Source organism: Lysinibacillus sp. BF-4, from assembly GCF_000743635.1.
GTDB lineage: Bacteria > Bacillota > Bacilli > Bacillales_A > Planococcaceae > Metalysinibacillus > Metalysinibacillus saudimassiliensis.
In genome coordinates, this window is sequence record NZ_JPUW01000004.1 from 1 (window position 1) to 22,755 (window position 22,755).

25 protein-coding genes are annotated in these 22,755 nt (G+C 39.3%); 21 read left to right on the top strand and 4 right to left on the bottom strand.

Annotated elements, in window-relative coordinates; translation table 11 throughout:
* On the bottom strand, positions 1-748 hold a 748-nt coding region (locus CH76_RS03200), incomplete at its 3' end, for a CPBP family intramembrane glutamic endopeptidase (protein ID WP_235190341.1).
* Positions 749-904: 156 nt separating this feature from the next.
* Between CH76_RS03200 and groES the strand changes: the two genes are divergently transcribed.
* The 9 genes from groES to CH76_RS03245 all read left to right on the top strand — a co-directional run bounded on the left by groES (position 905) and on the right by CH76_RS03245 (position 8,704).
* On the top strand, positions 905-1,189 hold the full coding sequence (groES, locus tag CH76_RS03205) for a co-chaperone GroES (protein WP_036142879.1): 285 nt from the start codon (positions 905-907) through the stop codon (positions 1,187-1,189).
* A gap of 26 nt (positions 1,190-1,215) precedes the next feature.
* Positions 1,216-2,850, top strand: coding sequence for a chaperonin GroEL (gene groL / locus CH76_RS03210; RefSeq protein WP_036142882.1), 1,635 nt, complete (start codon positions 1,216-1,218; stop codon positions 2,848-2,850).
* Between the two features lie 267 nt (positions 2,851-3,117).
* Positions 3,118-3,813: a DUF2225 domain-containing protein gene (locus tag CH76_RS03215; RefSeq protein WP_036142885.1), complete on the top strand. Its 696-nt coding sequence runs from the start codon at positions 3,118-3,120 to the stop codon at positions 3,811-3,813.
* Positions 3,797-4,144: a hypothetical protein gene (locus tag CH76_RS03220; protein WP_036142888.1), complete on the top strand. Its 348-nt coding sequence runs from the start codon at positions 3,797-3,799 to the stop codon at positions 4,142-4,144. The genes CH76_RS03215 and CH76_RS03220 overlap by 17 nt, the downstream gene beginning before the upstream one ends.
* Before the next feature lie 61 nt (positions 4,145-4,205).
* Positions 4,206-5,090, top strand: coding sequence for a CoA ester lyase (locus CH76_RS03225; RefSeq protein WP_036142891.1), 885 nt, complete (start codon positions 4,206-4,208; stop codon positions 5,088-5,090).
* Between the two features lie 132 nt (positions 5,091-5,222).
* A complete protein-coding gene (locus CH76_RS03230) occupies positions 5,223-6,410 on the top strand; it encodes an FAD/NAD(P)-binding oxidoreductase (protein ID WP_152553284.1) in 1,188 nt (395 codons plus the stop codon).
* Positions 6,411-6,424: 14 nt separating this feature from the next.
* Positions 6,425-6,988, top strand: a complete 564-nt coding sequence (locus tag CH76_RS03235; protein ID WP_036142897.1) for a DUF1641 domain-containing protein — start codon at positions 6,425-6,427, stop codon at positions 6,986-6,988.
* A 69-nt stretch (positions 6,989-7,057) separates the two neighbouring features.
* On the top strand, positions 7,058-8,074 hold the full coding sequence (locus CH76_RS03240) for an ATP-binding protein (protein ID WP_036142900.1): 1,017 nt from the start codon (positions 7,058-7,060) through the stop codon (positions 8,072-8,074).
* Positions 8,075-8,704 carry a response regulator transcription factor gene (locus CH76_RS03245; protein ID WP_036142903.1) on the top strand — a complete coding sequence of 210 codons (630 nt, stop codon included), beginning with the start codon at positions 8,075-8,077 and terminating at the stop codon, positions 8,702-8,704.
* 54 nt (positions 8,705-8,758) lie between these two features.
* On the opposite strand, the gene CH76_RS03250 is transcribed toward CH76_RS03245, so the two are convergent.
* On the bottom strand, positions 8,759-9,079 hold the full coding sequence (locus CH76_RS03250; RefSeq protein ID WP_036142906.1) for a general stress protein: 321 nt from the start codon (positions 9,077-9,079) through the stop codon (positions 8,759-8,761).
* 109 nt (positions 9,080-9,188) lie between these two features.
* Between CH76_RS03250 and CH76_RS03255 the strand changes: the two genes are divergently transcribed.
* The 7 genes from CH76_RS03255 (at position 9,189) to CH76_RS13440 (ending at position 14,666) form a co-directional block, all read left to right on the top strand.
* Entirely contained in the window at positions 9,189-9,746 is a 558-nt protein-coding gene (locus CH76_RS03255; RefSeq protein ID WP_036142909.1) for a hypothetical protein, read from the top strand.
* Positions 9,743-10,951, top strand: a complete 1,209-nt coding sequence (locus tag CH76_RS03260; protein WP_036142912.1) for an RtcB family protein — start codon at positions 9,743-9,745, stop codon at positions 10,949-10,951. Before CH76_RS03255 ends, CH76_RS03260 begins: the two co-directional genes overlap by 4 nt.
* A gap of 142 nt (positions 10,952-11,093) precedes the next feature.
* Positions 11,094-11,483, top strand: coding sequence for a YHYH domain-containing protein (locus CH76_RS14260; protein WP_369792353.1), 390 nt, complete (start codon positions 11,094-11,096; stop codon positions 11,481-11,483).
* A 114-nt stretch (positions 11,484-11,597) separates the two neighbouring features.
* Complete coding sequence (locus CH76_RS03270; protein ID WP_036142915.1) at positions 11,598-12,260, top strand: LPXTG cell wall anchor domain-containing protein; 663 nt, start codon at positions 11,598-11,600, stop codon at positions 12,258-12,260.
* 37 nt (positions 12,261-12,297) lie between these two features.
* Positions 12,298-12,990 (top strand): AIM24 family protein, encoded by a 693-nt coding sequence (locus tag CH76_RS03275; protein ID WP_036142918.1) that lies wholly within the window; start codon positions 12,298-12,300, stop codon positions 12,988-12,990.
* 133 nt (positions 12,991-13,123) lie between these two features.
* Positions 13,124-13,657: a copper resistance protein CopC gene (locus tag CH76_RS03280; protein WP_036142921.1), complete on the top strand. Its 534-nt coding sequence runs from the start codon at positions 13,124-13,126 to the stop codon at positions 13,655-13,657.
* Positions 13,658-13,670: 13 nt separating this feature from the next.
* A complete protein-coding gene (locus CH76_RS13440) occupies positions 13,671-14,666 on the top strand; it encodes a copper resistance D family protein (RefSeq protein ID WP_161769857.1) in 996 nt (331 codons plus the stop codon).
* Between the two features lie 41 nt (positions 14,667-14,707).
* Here CH76_RS13440 and CH76_RS03290 read toward each other — a convergent pair whose 3' ends face one another.
* On the bottom strand, positions 14,708-15,160 hold the full coding sequence (locus tag CH76_RS03290) for a DUF1572 family protein (protein ID WP_036143060.1): 453 nt from the start codon (positions 15,158-15,160) through the stop codon (positions 14,708-14,710).
* A gap of 53 nt (positions 15,161-15,213) precedes the next feature.
* On the opposite strand from CH76_RS03290, the gene CH76_RS03295 reads away from it, so the two are divergent.
* A complete protein-coding gene (locus tag CH76_RS03295; RefSeq protein ID WP_036142924.1) occupies positions 15,214-17,007 on the top strand; it encodes a glycerophosphoryl diester phosphodiesterase membrane domain-containing protein in 1,794 nt (597 codons plus the stop codon).
* 59 nt (positions 17,008-17,066) lie between these two features.
* Positions 17,067-18,791 (top strand): glycerophosphodiester phosphodiesterase family protein, encoded by a 1,725-nt coding sequence (locus tag CH76_RS03300; protein ID WP_036142927.1) that lies wholly within the window; start codon positions 17,067-17,069, stop codon positions 18,789-18,791.
* A 129-nt stretch (positions 18,792-18,920) separates the two neighbouring features.
* On the opposite strand, the gene CH76_RS03305 is transcribed toward CH76_RS03300, so the two are convergent.
* The gene (locus CH76_RS03305; RefSeq protein ID WP_036142929.1) at positions 18,921-19,532 is read right to left on the bottom strand and encodes a superoxide dismutase; all 612 of its coding nucleotides are present in this window, start codon (positions 19,530-19,532) and stop codon (positions 18,921-18,923) included.
* Between the two features lie 205 nt (positions 19,533-19,737).
* Between CH76_RS03305 and CH76_RS03310 the strand changes: the two genes are divergently transcribed.
* The 3 genes from CH76_RS03310 to CH76_RS03315 all read left to right on the top strand — a co-directional run bounded on the left by CH76_RS03310 (position 19,738) and on the right by CH76_RS03315 (position 22,743).
* Complete coding sequence (locus CH76_RS03310; protein ID WP_036142931.1) at positions 19,738-21,264, top strand: class I adenylate-forming enzyme family protein; 1,527 nt, start codon at positions 19,738-19,740, stop codon at positions 21,262-21,264.
* 38 nt (positions 21,265-21,302) lie between these two features.
* On the top strand, positions 21,303-21,452 hold the full coding sequence (locus tag CH76_RS13885) for a hypothetical protein (protein ID WP_161769859.1): 150 nt from the start codon (positions 21,303-21,305) through the stop codon (positions 21,450-21,452).
* Between the two features lie 145 nt (positions 21,453-21,597).
* Positions 21,598-22,743: a thiolase family protein gene (locus CH76_RS03315; protein WP_036142933.1), complete on the top strand. Its 1,146-nt coding sequence runs from the start codon at positions 21,598-21,600 to the stop codon at positions 22,741-22,743.
* Positions 22,744-22,755 lie beyond the last annotated feature (12 nt).

The following is a 22,755-nucleotide window of genomic DNA, read 5'->3' on the forward strand; positions in this document are numbered from 1 at the left end:
AAGACATAAAGAAAATAAATTGCTCGACATTTTCAGCCCAGCGTTGTAAATCTTCACCAAAAAACTGTGCAATCGTTACAAACGTATTTAATAACATATGCGCAATAATTGGCGCCCAAATACTACGTGATTTGTAATACACCGTAGCAAAGATAAAGCCGGATACTAAATAAACAAGTAAGTGTGTAAAATCAAAATGAATAACCGCAAATGCCAATGAGCTAATTAGTGCCGCTACCACAAAGTTAGTAGGACCAAGTAGTGTACCAAAAATACTGCGGCGGAACACAAACTCCTCTAATATAGGCCCAATAATTGCGACTAATACAATAATGATCGGAGCGGCCTTTGCTGCTTCAAAAATTTGTGCGGTGTTTTCACTGCCCATTTCGATACCAAGAAAGGTTGTTTCAATATAAGCAGCTAAGCCTTGGCCCACTAAAACAAGTATAAATCCTGTAATACCCCATAAAACAACACTAATGTAGTTTAGGCGTGGTGCATTAAAGACGCTATACCAGTAGCCCTTGTCACGCGTTAACAACAACATCACAAGTAGTGCAATTACAGCACTTACTACAAGGTAAATGCCTGCAGGCTGAATCGTTGCGTCACCTGTAATCGCGACAAGTAATTTATAAAAAGGCTCAAGCAAAAATAAGCCAGATACTTGCATAAACGCATAGACCACAATTACTGCTAATGAGATGAAGAAATATTTTTTAAAATCTTGTACCTTATACTCCATAAAATCGTCCTTTCGCTCGTTCTCTTTCACTATTGTAGAGGAAACCAAAGTAATTTGCTTGCAAAAGAAAATAAAGTTTTATATTATGAATAGTGTATTAGCACTCTCATTAAATGAGTGCTAAAAAATAAAAATTGTAATTGGAGGTTGTTTCACTTGTTAAAACCATTAGGTGATCGTCTTGTAATCGAAGTAATTGAGGTAGAAGAAAAAACAGCATCAGGTTTACTATTACCTGAGACAGCAAAGGACAAGCCACAAGAGGGCAATGTCATTGCAGTAGGTAACGGCATGTTCTTACCAAGCGGTGAGCGAGTAGCGCTTGATGTAACAGTTGGCGACCGCATTTTATTTGAAACATACTCAGGCACTAAAGTGAAGTATGATGGACAAGAATATTTAATCCTACGCGAATCAGACGTATTAGCAATCGTTGAATAATATAAAATATTAAGGAGGACTTTATCATGGCTAAAGATATTAAATTTGCAGAAGAAGCACGCGCACTTATGGCGCAAGGTGTAGATAAATTAGCAAACACAGTTAAAGTAACACTTGGACCTAAAGGACGTAATGTGGTACTAGAAAAACAATTTGGTTCACCACTTATTACAAATGATGGTGTAACTATCGCTAAAGAAATCGAGTTAGACAATGCCTTTGAAAATATGGGCGCTAAGCTTGTATCAGAAGTGGCACAAAAAACAAATGAAATCGCAGGCGATGGTACAACAACAGCTACCGTTTTAGCGCAAGCAATGATCCGCGAAGGCTTAAAAAACGTAACAGCTGGTGCTAACCCTGTCGGCATCCGTAAAGGTATGGACTTAGCTGTAGCTGCAGCGTTAACAGAGCTTAAGGCAATTTCACGCCCAGTCGAAAACAAAGAGTCAATTGCTCAAGTAGCAGCGATTTCTTCGGCAGACGAAGAAGTAGGCGAACTAATTGCAGAGGCAATGGAGCGTGTTGGTAACGATGGTGTTATTACAATTGAAGAATCTAAAGGCTTTACAACAGAGTTAGACGTTGTAGAAGGTATGCAGTTTGACCGTGGCTACTTATCACATTATATGGTGACAGACTCAGACAAAATGGAAGCTGAGCTAGACAATCCATACGTATTAATTACAGATAAAAAAATTACAAACATTCAAGAAGTGCTACCAGTACTTGAGCAAGTTGTACAACAGGGTCGCCCACTATTAATTATTGCTGAGGATATTGAAGGCGAAGCATTAGCTACATTAGTAGTAAATAAATTACGCGGTACATTTAACGCAGTAGCAGTTAAGGCACCAGGCTTTGGTGATCGTCGTAAAGCAATGCTTGAAGATATTGCTATCTTAACAGGTGGTCAAGTTATCTCAGAAGAAATCGGCTTAGATTTAAAATCAGCTGATATTACAATGCTAGGCCGCGCTGCGAAAGTTGTTGTAACAAAAGATCACACAACAATCGTTGAGGGTGCTGGTGGTGTTGAAGCAGTTGAAGGTCGCGTAGGTCAAATTCGTGCACAATTAGCTGAAACAACTTCAGAGTTTGATAAAGAAAAATTATTAGAGCGTCTTGCAAAATTAGCAGGCGGTGTTGCAGTAGTTAAAGTAGGTGCAGCAACTGAAACAGAATTAAAAGAGCGCAAACTTCGTATTGAAGACGCACTTAACTCTACACGTGCAGCAGTAGAAGAAGGCATTGTATCTGGTGGTGGTACAGCATTAATGAACGTATATGGTGCTGTAGAAAAAGCCGCAGAAAATGCAGAAGGTGACGTAGCAACAGGTATTAACATCGTACTACGCGCACTTGAAGAGCCAGTACGCCAAATCGCAAACAATGCAGGCTTAGAAGGCTCAATCATTGTTGACCGCCTAAAACGTGAAGAAGTTGGTCACGGTTTTAACGCAGCAACAGGCGAATGGGTAAACATGATTGATGCGGGTGTAGTTGACCCAGCTAAAGTAACACGTTCGGCACTACAAAACGCAGCAAGCGTTGCTTCACTATTCTTAACAACAGAAGCCGTAGTAGCAGACATCCCAGAGCCAGCAGGCGCAGCAATGCCAGATATGTCTGGCATGGGCGGCATGCCGGGTATGATGTAAGTTAACTAGTTCATTAGGATTAGTTAGCCTTAGCCACCTCTCAAGGTATATACTTGAGAGGTGGTTTTTTTGTGCTAACCATTACTTTTTACATGCAGGATTGACAATGCAAATTTAATTTGTCACGAAATTATTAAAAAACACACGCTAAAAGCTAGATATTTTAGTGAAAAAGATATAAATTTATATAGAATGGCTCACATTGTACGATATAATGGTAGAACTAAATGAATACATAAAAAATTTGATAGAAGGGAGAATAAGCATATGAAATTTAATGTCAATTATTATCAAAGTGATGTGGCGTGTAAATACTGCAAAAAAACCTATAAAACATATAAAGCACGACCAGTACGTTGCAAAATTATTGGCGAGGATACAGATTTTATGCCGATTTATGAGGGACTTAACCCACTACTTTATGAAGTAGCAGTTTGCCCACACTGCGGCTATGCCTACCACAAATCTATGACGCGTACATATGGCCCCTTCTTATTAATGATTGAAGAACTTTACATTAATGAGTTGAAAACGAGTTTTGATTTATGTGGTGAGCGTACGATTGATGACGCTATTATGAGTTATAAACTTGCCTATTTAGTGGCGCGCTCAGCAATGGAAGAAGCCTTATTAATGGGTAACTTTGCGCTAAAAATTGCTTGGCTCTACCGCTTAAAGGACGATACTAAGCATGAGCTACACTATTTACAAGCCGCACGAGACTTTTATAGTAAAGCCTTCGCCTCTAACCGCGACGGTGAGGAGCGCATTAAATATTTACATGCGGAGATTAGTCTGCGTATTGGTGACATTGACGAGGCACGCAAGGAGTTTTCGCGCATTATGAGTGACCGTAATATGTCTAATAAATATCGCAAATACGCTCGTAATCGCTGGGAAGATTATAAATATACGTTAGCTCCAAAGGTTAAAGAGGGTGAAGTCAATGAAGTTTCAATTTAATCGCTTAGATATTAGAGAAGAAGATATTTTTGCGGAGCTTCACCATTACTTATTACGTAAAAATAATCGTTATATGACCAATGATGAAATTATAGAAAAAACAGGAGTGTCTGGTGAGTTACTAGCGAAGTGGGCGAAGAACGGCAAATTTAAAGCGTCCATCTTTCCTAATATCGGTGCACCTTGTGAGCGTTGTGGCACAGTGACTCAAACGCGTCTGTGCTTAAACTGTGCCGAAAATATTACAGGCACATTAGCTAAGGAAGAACGCGACCGCGAGTGGTTTAAAAAAATTAATCAAAAACAGCGTAGTACCTATCATTACCGCTAAGGCACTTTCCGTAGAGAGTGCTTTTTTTGTGGTAAAATTTATGGCAAAGGGGGAAGTGGAAATGAAATGGCAATATCGTTCGATGTTATTTATACCAGGGGTAAAGGATATATGGTTAGCAAAATTAAATGAAAATGTGGCGGATGCCATTATTATGGATTTAGAGGATAGTGTGCCACAGGAGCGCAAAGCGCAAGCGCGTGACTTCGTAGCACAGGCATTAAACATGCCAACTAAAAAATCATTGTGGGTGCGCATTAATAAAACGACGCAAGGCTATGCATTAGAAGATATTGAGGCAATTGTTTGTGCTAAACTCACAGGTATTGTTGTACCAAAGGTGGCAAGTGTAGCAGATGTGATTAGTTTAAGCGCTCAACTTGCGCAAGTAGAGCAAGCAAGAGGTTTGGCTGTTGGTAGCATTCGATTATTACCTATGCTCGAAACCGCACAAGCATTATGGTTTGCTTATGATATTGCTAGTATTCCACGCGTAGCGGGTATTGCAGGCATTAGCTCAAAAAACGGTGATGCAGAGCGCTCACTTGGCACACGTTGGACAGAAGAAGGGCTTGAGACGCTATATTTAAAATCACGTACCGTAATGGCGGCACGTGCTGCTGGTAAAATGCCGATTGGTGGGTTATGGCAAAATGTTCACGACCTAGACGGCTTAACAAAGGCAGCGAGTTTTAATCGACAACTTGGCTATGATGGCGAATTAATTTTACACCCTAGTAATGCGCCTATCGTTAATCAAGCTTACGCACCAACCTTAACAGATATCGCTTACTATGAAGGTATGATTGCGGCATTTGAACAAGGTAAGCAACAAGGGGTAACAGCCATGCTGTATGAGGGTGAACATATTGACTATGCCCATGTTGAGACGGCAAAGGAAATTGTAGCCTATGCTAAAAAAATGCTAGAAGGCGACGCTATCTAATACAGATAGCGTTTTTTTGTGCAAGGCTTCACAAAGATGGGGGAATACCCTAATAGTAAGCGTTGTAAAAATCCCTTACGATAAAAGGAGTTAAATTGAACTTTTATTTTGAGGAGGATTTTTATGACGGAAATGAAAAAAACAATCGCTATTGTTGGTGCGGGTACAGCAGGTGTAACAATGGCAGCACAGCTTTTACGTAAAGCATCTTACTTAAAAAATAACATTGTAATTATTGATCCATCAGACAAGCATTACTACCAACCCTTCTTTACTTTAGTAGGTGGCGGCGACTCTAAACTTGAAGATAATGTGCGACCACAAGCTGAAGTTGTGCCAGAGGGTGCATTACTTTTACAAGAAGCGGTTACAACATTTAAGCCAGATACTAATCAAATCGAAACAAATAAAGGTACAGTCATTACTTATGATTATTTAATGGTAGCGGCTGGTATCCAGTTAGATTGGGATAAGGTTAAAGGCTTAAAGGAAACAATGGGCAAAAACGGTGTGTGCAGTAACTACCACCAAGATTATGTAGAAAGTACATGGGAGGCAATGAAAGCAGTAAATGGTGGACGTGCGATTTTTACGCAGCCTTCTACACCTGTAAAATGTGCAGGTGCACCACAAAAAATTATGTATCTTGCAGACGAGCACTTCCGTCGTGTGGGTGTGCGTGACAAAACTAAGGTAGAGTTTATTTCAGGCATGGACGATTTATTTCCAGTTAAGCGCTACTACCCTATCCTAAAAAAATTAGTAGCCGACAAAGGTATTGGCGAAACGTACTTTATGGATTTAGTTGAAGTGAACGGCGCAGCACGTAAAGCAACATTTAAAAATAGTAAAACAGGTGAAACTATTACACGTGAGTTTGATATGTTGCATGTTACACCACCAATGTCAGCACCTGACTTTATTAAAAAGAGCCCCATTGCAAATGAGGCAGGTTGGGTAGATTTAGATATGCATACACTACGCCATACGAAATACGAAAATATTTTTGGCGCAGGCGATTGCACAAGCTTACCAACCTCACGTACGGGAGCAGCCATTCGCAAACAGGCACCTGTTGCAGTTGATAACTTACTTGCGCATATGAATAAAAAAGAAATGACCGCAAGCTATGATGGCTACTCATCTTGTCCAGTAGTAACAGGCTATAGCACTGTAATGCTTGCAGAGTTTGTGTACGGCTATGAGGCACAGGAGTCATTCCCTATTGACCAACGTAAGCAACGCCATAGTATGCACATGCTAAAGAAAAACGTACTGCCAATGATGTACTGGAATGGCATGCTTAAAGGCACAATGTAAAGGGAGGGATTACCGTGACCGAGAAAAAAGAAATTGCTGAAGTGTTAGCCCAATTAGAAAGTGAAGAACAATTAGCCTCACTGCAATACCTTGTCGAAAAATTGCCGACCTTTGTCGATAGCTTAAAAGTAGCCGAGGATAAGCTTGCTTTTGTAACCTCATCGATGCAGGATGAACGCTCCCTAAAAATGATTGCCGCAGAAACCGAAGAAAAAATTGAGCGTCTGCATATTGATGAGTCACATATTAATGCCATGATGGACCTTGTACAATTACTACCACGCTTAGCACCCGTTGTGCAACAGCTAGATAATGTGATGTCCTTTGCACAAAGCGTATGGGGCGATAAACGTACGGTTGATCAATTACTTACTACTACTAAAGAGACTGTTAATTTATATGTACCAATTGATAAAGGGCAGGAAATCATTGAGGAAACGAAGGAAGAATTTGCACGCACGAAAGACAGCGCGCCCATTTCTGTATTCGGTTTGATGAAGATGATTAAGGACCCTGTTGTCCAAGATGGATTGAAAATGGCACAAGCCTTTTTAACCGTAGCTAATAAACATCGTTAAATTTCCTTGAGCGGCGAGTACACACTTCGTCGCTCTTTTTTTGTACACTACAGCTAAGGGGTGATTGCGGTGGATTATACAGAAGAATTATTTCACCATTTACAGGACGGCATTATTATTATGGATGGTAAGCGCCAAATTCGTAAAATTAACAAGGCAGCCGAAAAGCTAATGGGTTGGCATGTGGGAGATGTTGTACCGTTTTGCTCCTACTGCGAAACACGTAAGCTCGCGGCCCATGAGGAGCGTTGTTATTTAATTGCTAACCAAGGTAAAGTGCCGTACTTTGAGTCAAAGATGCCGCGCATGGGAGAGTATTTAATTAATGTCGAAATGAGTAATGCCCTGATTTATGAGGCAGATGATGGAGACAAACATTATTTATTAGTGATGCGTGACGTGACAGTAAAAAATCAGCAAGAGGCGGCAAGACTATCTAAAAAAATGCTACATCATTTAACAGAGGCTAAAGAGGCAGAGCATAAAAGGTTAAGTCAAGAGTTGCATGATGGTGTAGGGCAATCATTGTATAGTGTAGCGATTGCGATGGACAATTTGTCGATGGCTATTGATGATGAGCAATTAGCGGCTTATATCCAAGAGGTGCGTGATGAGGTAGGTAAGGCTATGGAAGACGTAAAATTTTACTCGCAGTCATTACGCCCTAAAAGCTTAGACCAGCTAGGGTTACTGCCAACCATCGAAACACTTGTTAAATCACTGCGCCAAAAACGTGTGGATTTACATATTACTGTAGTAAGTAATTGCTATGACCGTCTTTCGCCTGTGGCAGAAATTAATTTATACCGCGTGGTACAAGAGGCACTGCACAATATTATGAAGTATGCGGAAGCTACTGAGGTACAAATTATTTTTGAAAAGGACCGCTTCGGCCTACAACTCATCATTCAAGACAATGGGATAGGTTTTAATGTAGAGGAAGAAAAGGAAGGGCTTGGCCTGTTACATATGGGAGAGCGTATTTCGCAGTTAAAGGGTAAGACGGTTATTCAATCTGTAGCGGGTGAAGGTACAAAGATTACTGCCTACATCCCTAAAAATGAGCTCATACGAGAGGGCGATTAAATGAAAATTTTAATTGTAGATGACCATTTATTAATTCGTAAAGGTGTACGTTTATTACTGGAACGTATACCCTATATTACCGAAGTATACGAAGCGGATAGTGGGACAGCTGCTATGATGCTAGCTCAAAAGTATATACCAGATGTTATTTTATTAGATTTATCCATGCCAGGTGGATTAGATGGCTTTACAACAGCACGTAATATTCAAGCCACTGTACCTTCTGCTAAAATTATTGTACTTACGATGCACGACGAGGAAGCTTATATAAAAAAAGCACTCCAACATAATATTGCAGGCTATTTATTAAAAAATAGTGAAGGTAATGAGTTAGCCGATGCTATCGAAACCGTATCGCGAGGAGAGCGCTATTACCGCACACCGCTATCTGCTGAGCAATTAGAAAAACTAAAAGGCAATAATGAACATTCTGTGCTAACACCGCGTGAGCGCGAGGTACTACGACTCGTAGCATTAGGTTACAGTAACATTCAAATTGGTGAGCAACTCTCTATTAGTACGAAAACTGTTGAACGCCATAAATCTAATATGATGAATAAATTAGCCTTAAAAGAGCCCCACGAGCTCATCCAATATGGTATTAAAAATGATTACTTGTCGTTGAGTTAAAATATAATAAAAAAACAGCTAGAGTGTGAATGAACTACACCCTAGCTGTTTGTTTTATTTATTTGCAATAATTACGAGACGACCTTTGTCGAGCTCTGATTCTGCATCTGCTGCCTCACGTTCTGTTAAGCCAACTGATTGCATTTTACTACGTAGCTCATCGCCGCGTGATGTGAAGATATTTTTAATAGCTTCAACCATACCTTGTTCTTTTAAACCAACATTTTCTGTGTGAAGCTCTTTCGTAATATCCTCTGAACGTTTTTCATAGTGTGCGAAAATATAAATCTCATCGCGTTTATAACCCTCGTCCACTAATCCATCAATAATTTCTCTTGCTTGAACACCGTTTTCTACTATACGTGTAACTGCCATAATTATTACGTCCTTTCTTGAATATACTGTATTTGCTTACACTACTATGTATACCCTAGCGCTATAAAACAAAACATAAAGGTGCTAAAATTCTAGTGAGGTGATGGCAATGAAAAAAGTATTGTTAACAGGCTTTGAGCCATTTTTATCGAATAAAACTAATCCTACAATGGCAATTGTACAGGCATTAAACCATACAATTATAAAAGAACATATCATTATAGGAGAGGTGCTACCTGTTACGTTTACAGGTGCGCGTGCTAAGTTACGTGCCTTAATAGAACAAGAGCAACCAGATATCGTAATAGCTTTAGGTTTAGCGAGCAATCGTACAACAATTACACCAGAGCGTGTTGCGATTAATTGCATGGATGGTGCGCCTGATAATGAGGGCTACTTCCCACAAAATGAACCGATTGGTAATACAGCGGCGTATTTTTCGACCTTACCAATTTATCAAATAGTAGATGCTTTAGAGCAGGCAGGCTTTAAAGCAAAAATTTCGAATACTGCAGGCACTTATGTGTGTAACGCTGTGATGTATGAGTTGTTAAGTATAACAAATGAACAACTACCTGCAGGCTTTATTCATATTCCACCTGCATTAACAAATCAGCAACAAGCAATAGAGATTTGTATTGCGACAACAATAGGAGAGATTACATGAAAACAACAATTTTTGGCCAGCATGAGGAGGGTACGCTACGTCAATTTGATAACTGTTTAGCAACAGGTCAAGTAGGAGGCGGCGTGCTATGCGCGGATGGGCATTATGGATATAGTCAACCCGTAGGAGGGGTCATTGCGTATAAAGAGCAAGTTGCACCGTCGGGCGTCGGTTATGATATTGCGTGTGGTAATAAGGCTGTGCGTACTAACTTAGTGTATGACGATATTCGTGAGGATATGAAAGTTATTATGGATGATGTGGCTAAGCGTATTTCTTTTGGGATTGGTCGTAAAAATAAAAAGAAGATTGACCATGAAGTGTTTGATGATGGACGCTGGGATGTGTATCGCACATTTGGTCAACAAGAGCACGACATACTAAAAAAATTAGCGTATGAGCAACTTGGTACAGTTGGTGCTGGCAATCATTTTGTTGATATTTTTGTAGATGAGGCTACGAGTGAGGTATGGGTAGCCAATCACTTTGGTAGCCGTGGTTTTGGTCATAAGACGGCAAGTGGCTTTTTAAATCTTGCGGCAGGGCGTAATTTTTTAGACCGTGCCCCAGGCGAAACAATGGAACAGCTACCAACATTGCTTAGCACTACTACGGAACTTGGCCAACTTTATTTAGAGGCTATGAGTTTAGCAGGGCGCTATGCTTATGCAGGACGTGATGTTGTGATGGATGAGGTGTTAGCGATTTTAGGTGCAAGGGAAGTTGAGGCTGTACACAATCACCATAACTTTGCGTGGCAGGAGCAACATGATGGTGAAGATTTTATTGTTGTACGTAAAGGTGCAACACCAAGCGCGCCTAACCAACTAGGTTTTATTGGCGGTAGTATGTGTGATACTTCGGTTATTGTACGTGGTAAAGACAATGCAGCAAATGCTGATGCATGGTATAGCACAGTACACGGTGCAGGGCGTGTTATGAGCCGTACCGAAGCGGCAGGTAAAATGAATTGGAAAACAAAAAAGCGTCGTGGTGGCAAAATCACACCACATCAAATGCAAGAGGCGGTACAAGCTTATGGTATAGAGCTACGTGGTGCGGGCACAGATGAGAGCCCCTTCGTTTATCGTAAATTGCAAACGGTATTAGACGCACATGCGGACACTATAGAAGTTATTCATAAATTGCGACCAATTGGTGTAGCAATGGCAGGTGCTAATGAGTTTGATCCTTATAAAGATTAAGCAGTAAAGAGGTGGGAGAAATTCCAACCTCTTTTTTTATGCGCTATGTGGCAATTATAGTTGAAAATTCAAATTCAATAGAAAAAAATAGGTCATTTGGATAATGTTTGAGGTAACGAATAGTAAAAAGGGCATGTTAGGTATGAAGAAGTTAGTAGGTCTTTGTTTTTCGGCATTATTAGTGAGCACAGCAGTATCAGTAGAGGCACACCCAGGGCGTACAGATAGTAATGGTGGACATACTTGTCGTACAAATTGTGAAAAATGGGGGCTTCAATACGGTGAGTATCATTACCATAATGGCGGAGGTTCGTCAGGCGGTGGAGGAGGAAGTGTAGCGCAGCCTGTTGCCGCACCACAACCAACCGCAGAGGAAATCCGTCAGCAAGAGCTAACAGCAGGACAAAATGCAGGGTACACAGCAGGAGCGGCCTATGGTGCAACCTCATTAACAGTTAAAGAGGGCAAAACAACAGAGGGTAGTAAAGCGTATCAAGAGGGTTATGTCGCAGGGTATAAAAAAGGTATGTAAGAAGCACAGCAACAACTCAAACAAAAAATTGAACAAGCAAAAACAGCAGGTGAGAAAGCAGGTAAAGCTTTACAAACCGAGCAAGTACCTGAGCAGTTTGCACAAATTGATGAAGTGAAAAAAGCCTACCAAGAAAGTTATAAACCAGCCTATAAAGCGGCTGAGCAAGAGAAGATAACAGAGCATAAGGCACAAGGTAAAGAGCATGGACTTGTATTAGCTGAAGCAGCTAAAGTAGATGACCGCTTTAAAGCGGCGTACGAAGAAGGCTATAAAGAAGGCAAGCAACAAAAAGAAAAGCAACTGCACAAAGAAGGTTATGATAAAGGTTTTGAATTAGCACCCGCAGACAAGTTAGATCAAAAATTTATGGCAGCTTATACAGCAGGTTATGAAGAAGGTAAGCAGGCAATTGAAGATAAAGTGAAGGCGGAAGGTGAAGCGTTAGCCTTTACAGCAATTGATTATGAACCAGCTTACAAAGAGGAGCCTTTTGCAAGTTGGCATCAACAGGGCTTTGATAATAACACTGAGCGCGAAGCAATTATTACACGTGCCTATGAAAGTGGTGTAGCTGGCGAAAAATACGAATTACCTACAGAGCTTGCGCATGCCGAACCATTATTTGAACATCACTATGCTATTGGTAATGAAGCGTATAAACAAAAACAAAACGGTGCATTAGCAGCGGGCGCAGGTATTGTAGCCGCAGGTGGCGGAGGATATTATTTATATCGCCGTAAACGTAACAACAAAAAGAAAGCGGAACTTTTTTGACTAGTATGCGTAAATGAAAGAAAGGGAGTGGTGAACAATGGCAAAAACACTGCGAGATTTCATTCAACAAACGCAACAAGATGAAGCGAAAAATGATTACTTTCAATTAGAAACAGAGCGTGTGCTAGAAGTTAACCTGAACGGTGAAGTTTGGTCAAAGATGGGTGCAATGATTTCCTATACAGGCGCTATTAAATTTGAACGCGAGCGTGTACTAGAGCATGGCTTCGGTAAAATGTTTAAAAAGGCATTTACAGGCGAGGGTACACAATTAATGAAGGCGAGTGGTAATGGGCGTCTTTACTTAGCTGACCAAGGTAAAAAAATCACGATTTTTGATTTGCAAGGTGATGCACTTTGCGTCAATGGTAATGATTTATTAGCCTTTGAGCCAACTGTAAATTGGGATATTCAATTAATGCGTAAGATGGCAGGTATTATGTCAGGTGGCTTATTTAACGTTACGCTAAATGGTACGGGTAAAGTAGCAATTACCACACACTTTGAGCCGTTAACACTTGTGGTGAAGCCAGGTGAAACAGTTTATACAGATCCACATGCAACCGTTGCGTGGTCAGGTAATTTAACACCAGAATTTAAAACAGATATTAGCTACCGCACTTTTATTGGTCGTGGTAGTGGTGAGTCTATCCAAATGGCTTTTTCAGGTGAAGGTTTTGTTATTATCCAGCCATTTGAAGAAGTTTATACAGCTAGCACAGAAGGTTGAATAATGTAGTACAAAGCTACTAGTAAGTATGTAGCTTTGTATTTTTTTTGCAAAATACACCGAAATTTCAATCAAAGTTCACATCTGTCTTATACAATGAAAAAAGATTTCACATAGACAGGAGAAGATTGAATTGAAAAAAATACTAGCCTTAACATTTTTATTACTAGCAACAACATGGTCAACAGCATTTGCGCATACGCATATTGCGAGCTCAACACCAGCAGATGGTGATGTGATTACAACACCATTACAAGAAATGACGTTAACATTTGAAGGTAAGCTAGAAGCAGGTAGCACATTTACATTAAAGCAAGATGGTCAAGATGTAGCGGTAACGACAGCAGTTGACGATGCAGTATTAACAGGTACAACAACTGAGCCATTAACAAATGGTGCATATGATTTACATTGGAATATTATTGGCGCAGATGGTCACGTGATTGAGGGCGACATTGCCTTTACTGTTGATGCACCTGTAGAAGAGCCTGCAGAAGAACCTATTGAACAAGAAAAGGCAGAAGTTACTTCAGAGGTACAACCAACTGAAACAGTGGAAGCACCTCAACAAGAAAAAGCACAAGCATCTAAGGCACCTTTACTTATTGGTGGCGGTTTAGCCATTATTTTATTACTAGCAGTAGTTATGATGCGCAGAAAGAAATAAGCTGATGTTAATTGTGACACAGACACTTTTATACACAGGTCTTGCTGTGATGATGGGTGTTATTATTGTGCGCTTAAGCCCGCTAACCATTACAGTACCTCGTAGTGTTTTGCCACTTGCGGTTGTAACAGTAGTGAGCTGTGCGGCACTGCCTGTACTTAAACTTATACTGTTTTTAAATGCACAGTATGATGTGGCAACAAGTACTAAAATGGTGCTCTTTACTTTTGAAGTGGGGCGTTCATGGTTAGTAGTAGCATTACTTGGTGGTGCATTATTACTTAGCTCTCAGCGCTCTACTGCAGTTCAACTAGTGCTCGCTTTAGCGATGATTATTGCCTTTAGTTGGTCGAGTCATGCGAGTTCATTTAATCAATTTACAGGTTTTATGAGTCATACTGTGCATACAATGGCTGTTTCTATTTGGGTAGGCGTATTACTAGTAGCAAGTTTTTTTGCGAGTGAGCAGCAATTAGGTAAGTCATTTTTACGTTGGTTTACACCGATTGCTCTTACGGCGTTACTAGCAGTGAGTGTAAGCGGTGTGATGTTAGTAACAATTATTACACCAGCTTATGTAACAGCATGGCAAATCCCTTATGGTCAGGCATTAGTTATCAAGCATGCTTTGATTGTACCGTTAGTAGTATATGCTTTAATAAATGGTGTGCTTAATCGTAGTGAGCGTCGGAGTAGTAAGGCGTGGCTACGTGCAGAGAGTGTGATTATGCTAACGATATTTAGTGCAACGGCTGTGCTCAGTATTAGTTCACCAGATAGTAAAACCGAAAAAACAGCGGCACTGTATCAAGCATTTCATGCTAATCTTTCAGCACCTATATTAAGTTGGACGTTTGAAGGTTGTATTTTTTTAGTGGCAACACTCGCATTTAGTGCGTTACTCCTTCAAAGCTTTACTAAAAATCAACCCGCTAAGCTATCACTTGTACTTGGCTTTGCAACAGCTTGTAGTATGTATTGCACAGCTATGCTTATGATAAGTGCATAAAAAAACGAGTCGTCATCCATTGGGTGACGGCTCGTTTTGTTTTAGCTTCTTTTTAATTTAGTAATATAAATAATTTGCCCAACATGCTCACTATAATGAACAAGCATACGTGTTAGTGCCTCAGTAACCGAAATTTGCTCACCACGTAATAATACATATTTATGAACATCATAAGGGCGTAGGTTTTGCAACATAACTAGTAACTTATCCCATCCCTCTTGCCACAATGCTAGTAACTCCTTTTTAGAAGAAATATCATTATAAAACTCTGCGTTGCGGTTACGTGTTGGTTTTTCACCGTCGGCGTGTAAAAAATTAGTAGCGCGTGATACCATATTGCCATGCAAATGCTTGACCAAAATACTAACGCTATTTGAATCTTTATTAGGTTGCCATGTTAAGGCAGATTCAGCGATTTCAGCAAGCATTTCATCACCTTGCTGTTTAATAACGGAAAAACGTCGGTACATTTCTTGCAGGAAAATCGTTTCCATCTAAAAACCTCCTTAAAGTTAGGTTACAATATGTAAAAAGAGGGAGTGACATTGTGGGGAAAACAATAGAAATTGTAAGAGCAAGTATACGCCGGATTATGATAGACCCGCGTGACTACATTATAGGCTTTATGATTTTACAAATACTACAGTGGCTTGTTGCAATACCAATTTTATCATTTTTATTTCATCGTGCACTAAGCACTGCAGGTATGCAAGGTATAACAGATGGTAATATTGGTCAGTTATTACATAGCCCATTAGCTATTATCTTATTAGTGGTACTTGTATTATTACTAACGGTATTTATTTATTATGAGCTAGGCTTCTATTTTTTACTAGCAGATTTTCAGCGTAAACAACAAACATTTACGTATCGTACAATTTTTAAGCAACTCAATAAAAAATCCAAATACTTTTTAAGTGTACACACATTACTCTTTAGCCTGTACTTTATGTTAATTGTGCCAGTAGCAACTGTTGGTGTTAACTCAAGTTTTACTGAGCAACTTAAAGTGCCAGATTTTATTGTGGACGAAGTAATGACGACTACGAGCGGTCAAATTTTATGGTTAGGTTTAATGGTGCTATTGTTTTATATTAACCTTCGTTTGATTTTTAGTATTATGTTTTTTGTTACAGGTAAGGACACAACTATTTTACAAGCTATGAAAAAAAGTTGGCAGTTGTCACGTCAAAATATGTTGTTATTAATTACAGTGTTAGGAGGTATTATACTTAGCTTTACTATAGTAATGACTGTGCTAACTACACTAATATTAACACCGCTACTTATTGTTGAGAGTACTATTAAGCTAAGTATGCCAATTTTTGCAGGATTGACGTTAACTCTTATTCAAATTTTATTCTTTTGTGGTGGTGCTATTTTACAGCCACTATTAGCAGAAGCCTTAACTTCGATTGGCCATAATTTAGAGCAACCGTCGCTTAAAAAGGTTGAGCGTCATTTAGTACGCCCTAAAATTTTAGGCTGGTTAGCTGAGCATAAGTTATTACAAGCTTTAGTAATTATAGGGTTCATCGCGCTTTGCGTAAGTAATTATTTCACCTTACAAAAAACAGTGTATCAACCTACTACGCAAATTGTAGCGCACCGCGGTTATGCCAATAAAGCTTTAGAGAATACAATCACCTCTATGGAAAAGGCAGCAGAGGCAGGTGCAGATTTTGTAGAGATGGACATTCAACAAACAAAGGATGGCAAGTTTGTGGTCTATCATGATGCTACGTTATCACGCTTAGCAAATCGCAGTGGCCATATTTATAATATGAATTTAGATGAACTTGTCGGCATCCCGATTAAAAACAATCAATTTACGGACGAAATCCCTTCCTTTGAAGCTTACCTTGACCGCGCAAAGGAATTGAAAATGAAACTACTTGTAGAAATTAAAACACATGGGCATGAAACGAAAGATATGGAAGAGCGACTTGTGGATTTATTACGTGCAAAAGGTGTGGCTAATGATTATATTATCCACTCATTAGACCGTTCCTCATTAGAGCGCGTGCTAGCTTACGATCCGACTATTACAACAAGTTATATTCTAGCAATGAGCATAGGACGCTTGCCTGATGTACCTATGCCGTACTTAGGTATCGAAGAGTTTTGGATGACAAGTGATTTATTAAAACAAGCTGAGGAACAAGGTAAAGGAATTATGGTCTGGACTGTCAACAAGGAAAACTTATTGCATAAGTATGTACGCATGAATACATTTAGTCTTATTACTAATAATGTAGATAAAGCGATAGAAGTTCGAAATTCCTATGATAAGCAAAAAACATTATATGAACGTATTCAAATTATAATGGAACGTTTGTAAATTATCGAAATGCGTTTAAATAAAAGAACAAGGGTATAGTTGTGTAAAGAGGTGAGTGTATGAAGCGTTTACTAAAAGTAAGCTTGCAACAATTCATTCAATATCGAAATAACTATCCCAAGGGGCTATTTTATTTATACAGTTTACAATGGCTACTGGGTTTACCAGTGGCCTTTTTTTTGTATTATAAAATTGTAGATATTGCAGGGATGCAAGGATTTCTACGAGGGCCGATTACACAATGGTTAAATTCGCCCAGCATCGTAATTATTGTAACCTTATTAGCCTTTGGAGCTTGTTGTGCTTACCAATATACATTAAATTATTATTTTATAAGCGCACATTTGCAAACTACTAAACCCACAACTATATTTGCTGCGCTTCGTTTAAAAAAGCGTCGATTTTATTTACTACCTGCAGGTTTAATGACAGCGGGCTTATTATTAATCATGCCCTATGCGCCATTTGGTATCGGGCCGACATTATTACGTAGCTCAGGTTTTATGACACCTTTTACTACAAAGGTTGGTGTAGTAGTTTGGTTTATTTTAATTGGCTTAATACTATATTTAAGTTTACGCCTATTATTTAGCGCTTATTATTATATGGCAGATGATACAACATTTGCTCAAGCACTACGCCACAGCTTATATGTTTCGCGTACTAAACTTACACAAAGCATTGCTATTTTAATCGGTGCGTTACTTGCTTACCTACTAACACTTACGCTAGTAACAATTATAGTATCGGTACCGTTAATTATAATGGAAGCAATCATGCAAAGCGGTCTACCTATTGTGGCTGGCATTACTGTAAGTGTTATTGGATTTAGTTTTTTCTGGATTACAGCTTATGCTCAAATTGTAGTAGCTCAACTTATTATGCAGTTAGCTGTTTACACGGGTCCTGCGCCAAAAGTAAAAGCGTGTAAGAAACAAAAGCATACAAGCATCTTAATAGGTATGGTATCACTAGTTGTTTTATGCGCTATTGTTAGTAGCTATGTGCTAGCTAATAGTATTTATGAGCCTACTACTAAAATTGTAGCGCACCGTGGCTATTCACAAAAAGCTTTAGAGAACACCATTCCTGCCATGCAGGAAGCAACAAAAGCAGGCGCTAATTTAGTAGAGCTCGACATTCAACAAACAAAGGATGGCAAGTTTGTTGTTTACCATGATGAGTCACTTAAGCGCTTAGCTAAGGACAAACAAAAAATTTATAAAACAACAGCACAAGATATAACAGGGACAGCCATTCAAAAGAAAGAATTGAAAGGCGAAATCCCAAGCTTTGAGGCATATTTAAAAGCTGCTAAAACAAGTAAGAGTTACTTACTTGTAGAAATTAAAGTTCATGGACATGAAAAAGAAGGGTATGTAAAAGATATTGTAGCGTTACTTAAAGAGTATGGCGTAGCTAATGATTATATTGTTCAGTCGCTAGATAAGCAGGCTATTGAAGATGTCAAAAAAGCCGATCCTACAATTAAAACAAGTTATTTAGTGAAAGATGAAGAAAAGGATATGTACGGTATTACTGCAGAGTTTTTAGGTGTAAAAGAAAAATATGTAGATGAAACCCTACAAAAAAAATCTCATGATGCGCATAAGGGCGTTATGGTTTGGACTGTAGAAGGTGAGAAAGATTTAAAAAAGTTTATTGAGCATGATGTATATGCTGTCATCACAAATGAGGTTGCTAAAGCGGTAGAGCTACGCGATGATCACAATAAAACAAAAGGCATTATAGAGCGTCTATGGCTAATTCGTCAACGACTATAAAAAAAAGAAGCAGGCTTTTAAGCCGGCTTCTTTTTTCGTTGTGGTTGCTGTAGTAGGTTAAGTAGTTTGTAATAAACGTTCGTTTACAATGTCCCAATCAATCGTGTTCCACGTGGTTGCTGTAGTAGGTTAAGTAGTTTGTAATAAACGTTCGTTTACAATGTCCCAATCAATCGTGTTCCACCAGTTGGTTACAAACTCAGGACGTCGGTTTTGGTATTTTAAATAATAGGCATGCTCCCATACATCGATGATTAATAATGGTTTTTTACCTGCAGCAAGCGGTGTATCTTGATTGGCTGTACTAAGTACTTCTAGCTTGCCATCATGTTCCACTAACCAGCCGTAGCCACTACCAAAGCGACTAACAGCTGCTTTTGATAGTTCGTTTTGGAAGTTGTCAAACGTAGTGAAGTATTTTTCAATTTCACGTTTAATATCTGCTGTAGGCTCACCGCCACCTTTTGGTTTCATAGACTCCCAAAATAATGAGTGACAATAGTGCCCACCACCATTGTTTTGTACTGCAGTACGAATCTCCTCAGGTACTTCGTTAAGGTTTGTTAAGATTTCCTTAATTGATTTTTGCTGTAATGACTCATGCCCCTCTAATGCAGCATTTAAATTATTTACATACGTAGCATGGTGCTTACCATGATGGATTTCTAATGTTTGTGCATCAATATAAGGTTCTAATGCATCTACAGCATACTGTAGTTTAGGTAATACAAATGTAGACATTAACGTCATCTCCTTTTTGTCTTATAAGAAATATTGTTTCCTAAAGGAAACTTTAAAGTATATTACATAATAAAGCAAGGTAAATTGCTTTATTGACGTGGTGCACAAAAAATATACCGTTATTTCGACAAGATAATTGAATAAACTAGCAATAATTGTTACAATCATTAAAAATATAGAATTTTCAGAAAACGGAGTGATAATTATGCATGTCAGTGAAGCGCTAGCGATTAATGCAACAAGACACCCAAATAAATTAATTTTTGCCTGTGAGGGGCGTGAGTACACGTATCGTCAATTTAATGAGGAAGTTAACCGCTTAGCTCATGGCTTATTAGCAAATGGTTATCATAAGGGCGATAAAATTGGTATCTTTATGAAAAATTCGGATCATTTTATGTTAGCTTTTTTAGCAATTGTACGTGCTGGCTTTGTGGCTGTACCCATTAATTTTAGGTTAACTAGTACGGAGACATCGTATATTTTAGAGCAGTCAGAGGCTAAGGCAGTATTTTGTGATGATGTGTTTGAAGAAACTGTCGTAGGAGCGAGCGCAAAAACAGAGCGCACGCATGACATTATAGTGCAGCCTAGTGCACAGCACGCAGACTCAGTAGATTGGGCAACTGTGCGTACAGATGATACAAGTTATCCTCGCGTTTTAGTTACGGGTACAGATGATGCCGAAATTTTATACACATCAGGGACTACAGGCTATCCGAAAGGTGCTTTGTTTGATCATCAAACGGTTATTAATGTGCATATCTCTTATACATTATGTTTAACTTTAACGAGTGAACATCGTGCGTTATGTATTGCACCTCTATTTCATTCAGCACAATTAAATGGCATGACATTAACCGCAATTTATTTAGGTATGTTTACCGTGATTCATCGTGATTTTAATCCAGAGGCAGTGCTTGCAGATATCGAAAAATATAAGCTAAGTGCTTTCTTTGGTGTACCTGCGATGTATACAGCATTACTACAAGTACCCAATAAGGAACAATATGATTTATCCACAATTGATAAATGTATGTATGGTGCAGCACCAATGGCCCCAGCATTAATTGAGAGTGCTATGCAATTGTTTGGTACACGTTCATTTTATAATTTTTGCGGTATGACAGAGGCAGGACCAGGTGGCGTATTTTTAAAGCCCGAGGAGCACGATACTAAACTTGGTGCAGGTGGCAAAGCCATGTTTTTATATAATACGCGTGTTGTGGATGAGGATATGAATGATGTAGCACCTGGTGAAATTGGCGAATTTATTATGCGCGGAGCAACTATTATGAAAGAGTACTACCGTAAGCCAGAAGAAACACAAAAAACATTTCGTGATGGTTGGTTAATGACAGGTGACCTTGCGACAATTGATGAGGATGGTTACATTACAGTAGTAGATCGCAAAAAAGATATGATTATTTCAGGTGGCGAAAATGTATACTCAGTAGAAGTAGAGCAAGTATTAAATAGTCACCCTCATATTTTGGAAGCAGCAACGATTGGTTTACCGGATGAGCGTTGGGGTGAGAGTGTAACAGCTGTTATTGTAGCAAAGCCAAATGTAGTAATTGACGAGCAAGAGATTATTGCTTATTGCCGCGAGCATATTGCGAGCTATAAAATCCCACGTAAATTTTTATACGAAGATGCATTACCACGAAATGCATCGGGTAAAATTTTAAAATACCAATTACGTGATGAGTATATTAAAACGCAAGTTTAGCAAACTGTATGCTACAGTTAGCTAAGAGGTGGCAAAGGATGAAGCGTTATTTGTGTACAGCTTGTAAAGTCAAATCAACCGATAGTGCTGAGGAGCTTGCGCGAAAGATGCAACCTCGTATTTGTATTGGTCATGTGGGGCTAGCTATTACAGGCATTATTATTGTAGCAATTGAGTTATTTGTATAGTAGGAATGATGAGGTTCACCTCATCATTCTTTTTTTATGTTATTTTTTATTTTTCGACAGATAACTTGATGTTAAGTAGAAAAATTGGTAAAGTTTTAATTAGAAAGAAAAATCAGAAAATTTTGCTTGAAGGGGAGGAATTGGGATGAGAGAGGTAGTAATTGTTGCGGCAGCTCGTACAGCAGTGGGCAAACGAAAAGGGGCGTTAGCTACGACACGTGCAGATGATTTAGCGGCAGAGGTGTTAGCTGAGGTGGTGCGTCGCGCTACTATTGAAAAGGGGCAAGTTGAGGACGTTATTTTAGGTTGTGTTACCCAGACTGCAGAGCAAGCAGGAAACGTTGCACGCACAGCATTATTAATTGCTGGCTTCCCTGTACATGTACCAGGTGTAACAATTGACCGACAGTGTGGTTCAAGTCAGCAAGCTGTTCACTTTGCCTCGCAGGCCATTTTAGCGGGTGATATGGATATTGTAATTGCTGGTGGCGTGGAGAGTATGACGCGCATGCCGATGGGCTCTAATTATTTGGATACTAAGCCGAGCCAAAAGTTAACGGCACAGCACGAAATTATTCATCAAGGTCTCTCAGCAGAGCGTATTGCAGCACAGTGGGGTTTTAGTGCAGAAAAACTGAATGACTATGCACTCACTAGTCATAAACGTGCATTAGCAGCTATTGCCGCAGGTCATTTTAAAAAAGAAATTGTTGGACTTGATGTTACAACAGACGAAGGCATCAAGCATTTTGATACAGATGAGGGACCACGAGCTAATACTACACGAGAAAGTTTAGCTGAATTAAAAACTGTCTTTAAGGAAGATGGTGTAATTACAGCAGGTAACGCTAGCCAAATGAGTGACGGAGCATCAGCTGTAGTCTTGATGTCTAGCGATAAAGCAAAAGAGCTTGGTATTAAACCCCTCGCTCGTATTGTAGCGCGTTCGGTAATAGGCTCAGATCCAACGTTAATGTTAACAGGTCCTATTGCAGCAACAGAAAAAGTATTGCAAAAAGCTGGGCTTACAATTAATGATATGGATACGTATGAGGTAAATGAAGCATTTGCACCTGTACCACTTGCATGGCTTAAGGATACGGGAGCGGATGCGAGTAAATTAAATGTAGATGGTGGCGCTATTGCCCTAGGTCATCCGCTAGGTGCAACGGGCACGAAACTATTAACAACAATGCTTTATCGTATGCATCGAGAAAATCAACGTTATGGCTTATTAGCAATCTGTGAAGGCATGGGCATGGCTAATGCCACGATCATTGAAAAATTATAAGGGGTGAAGGAT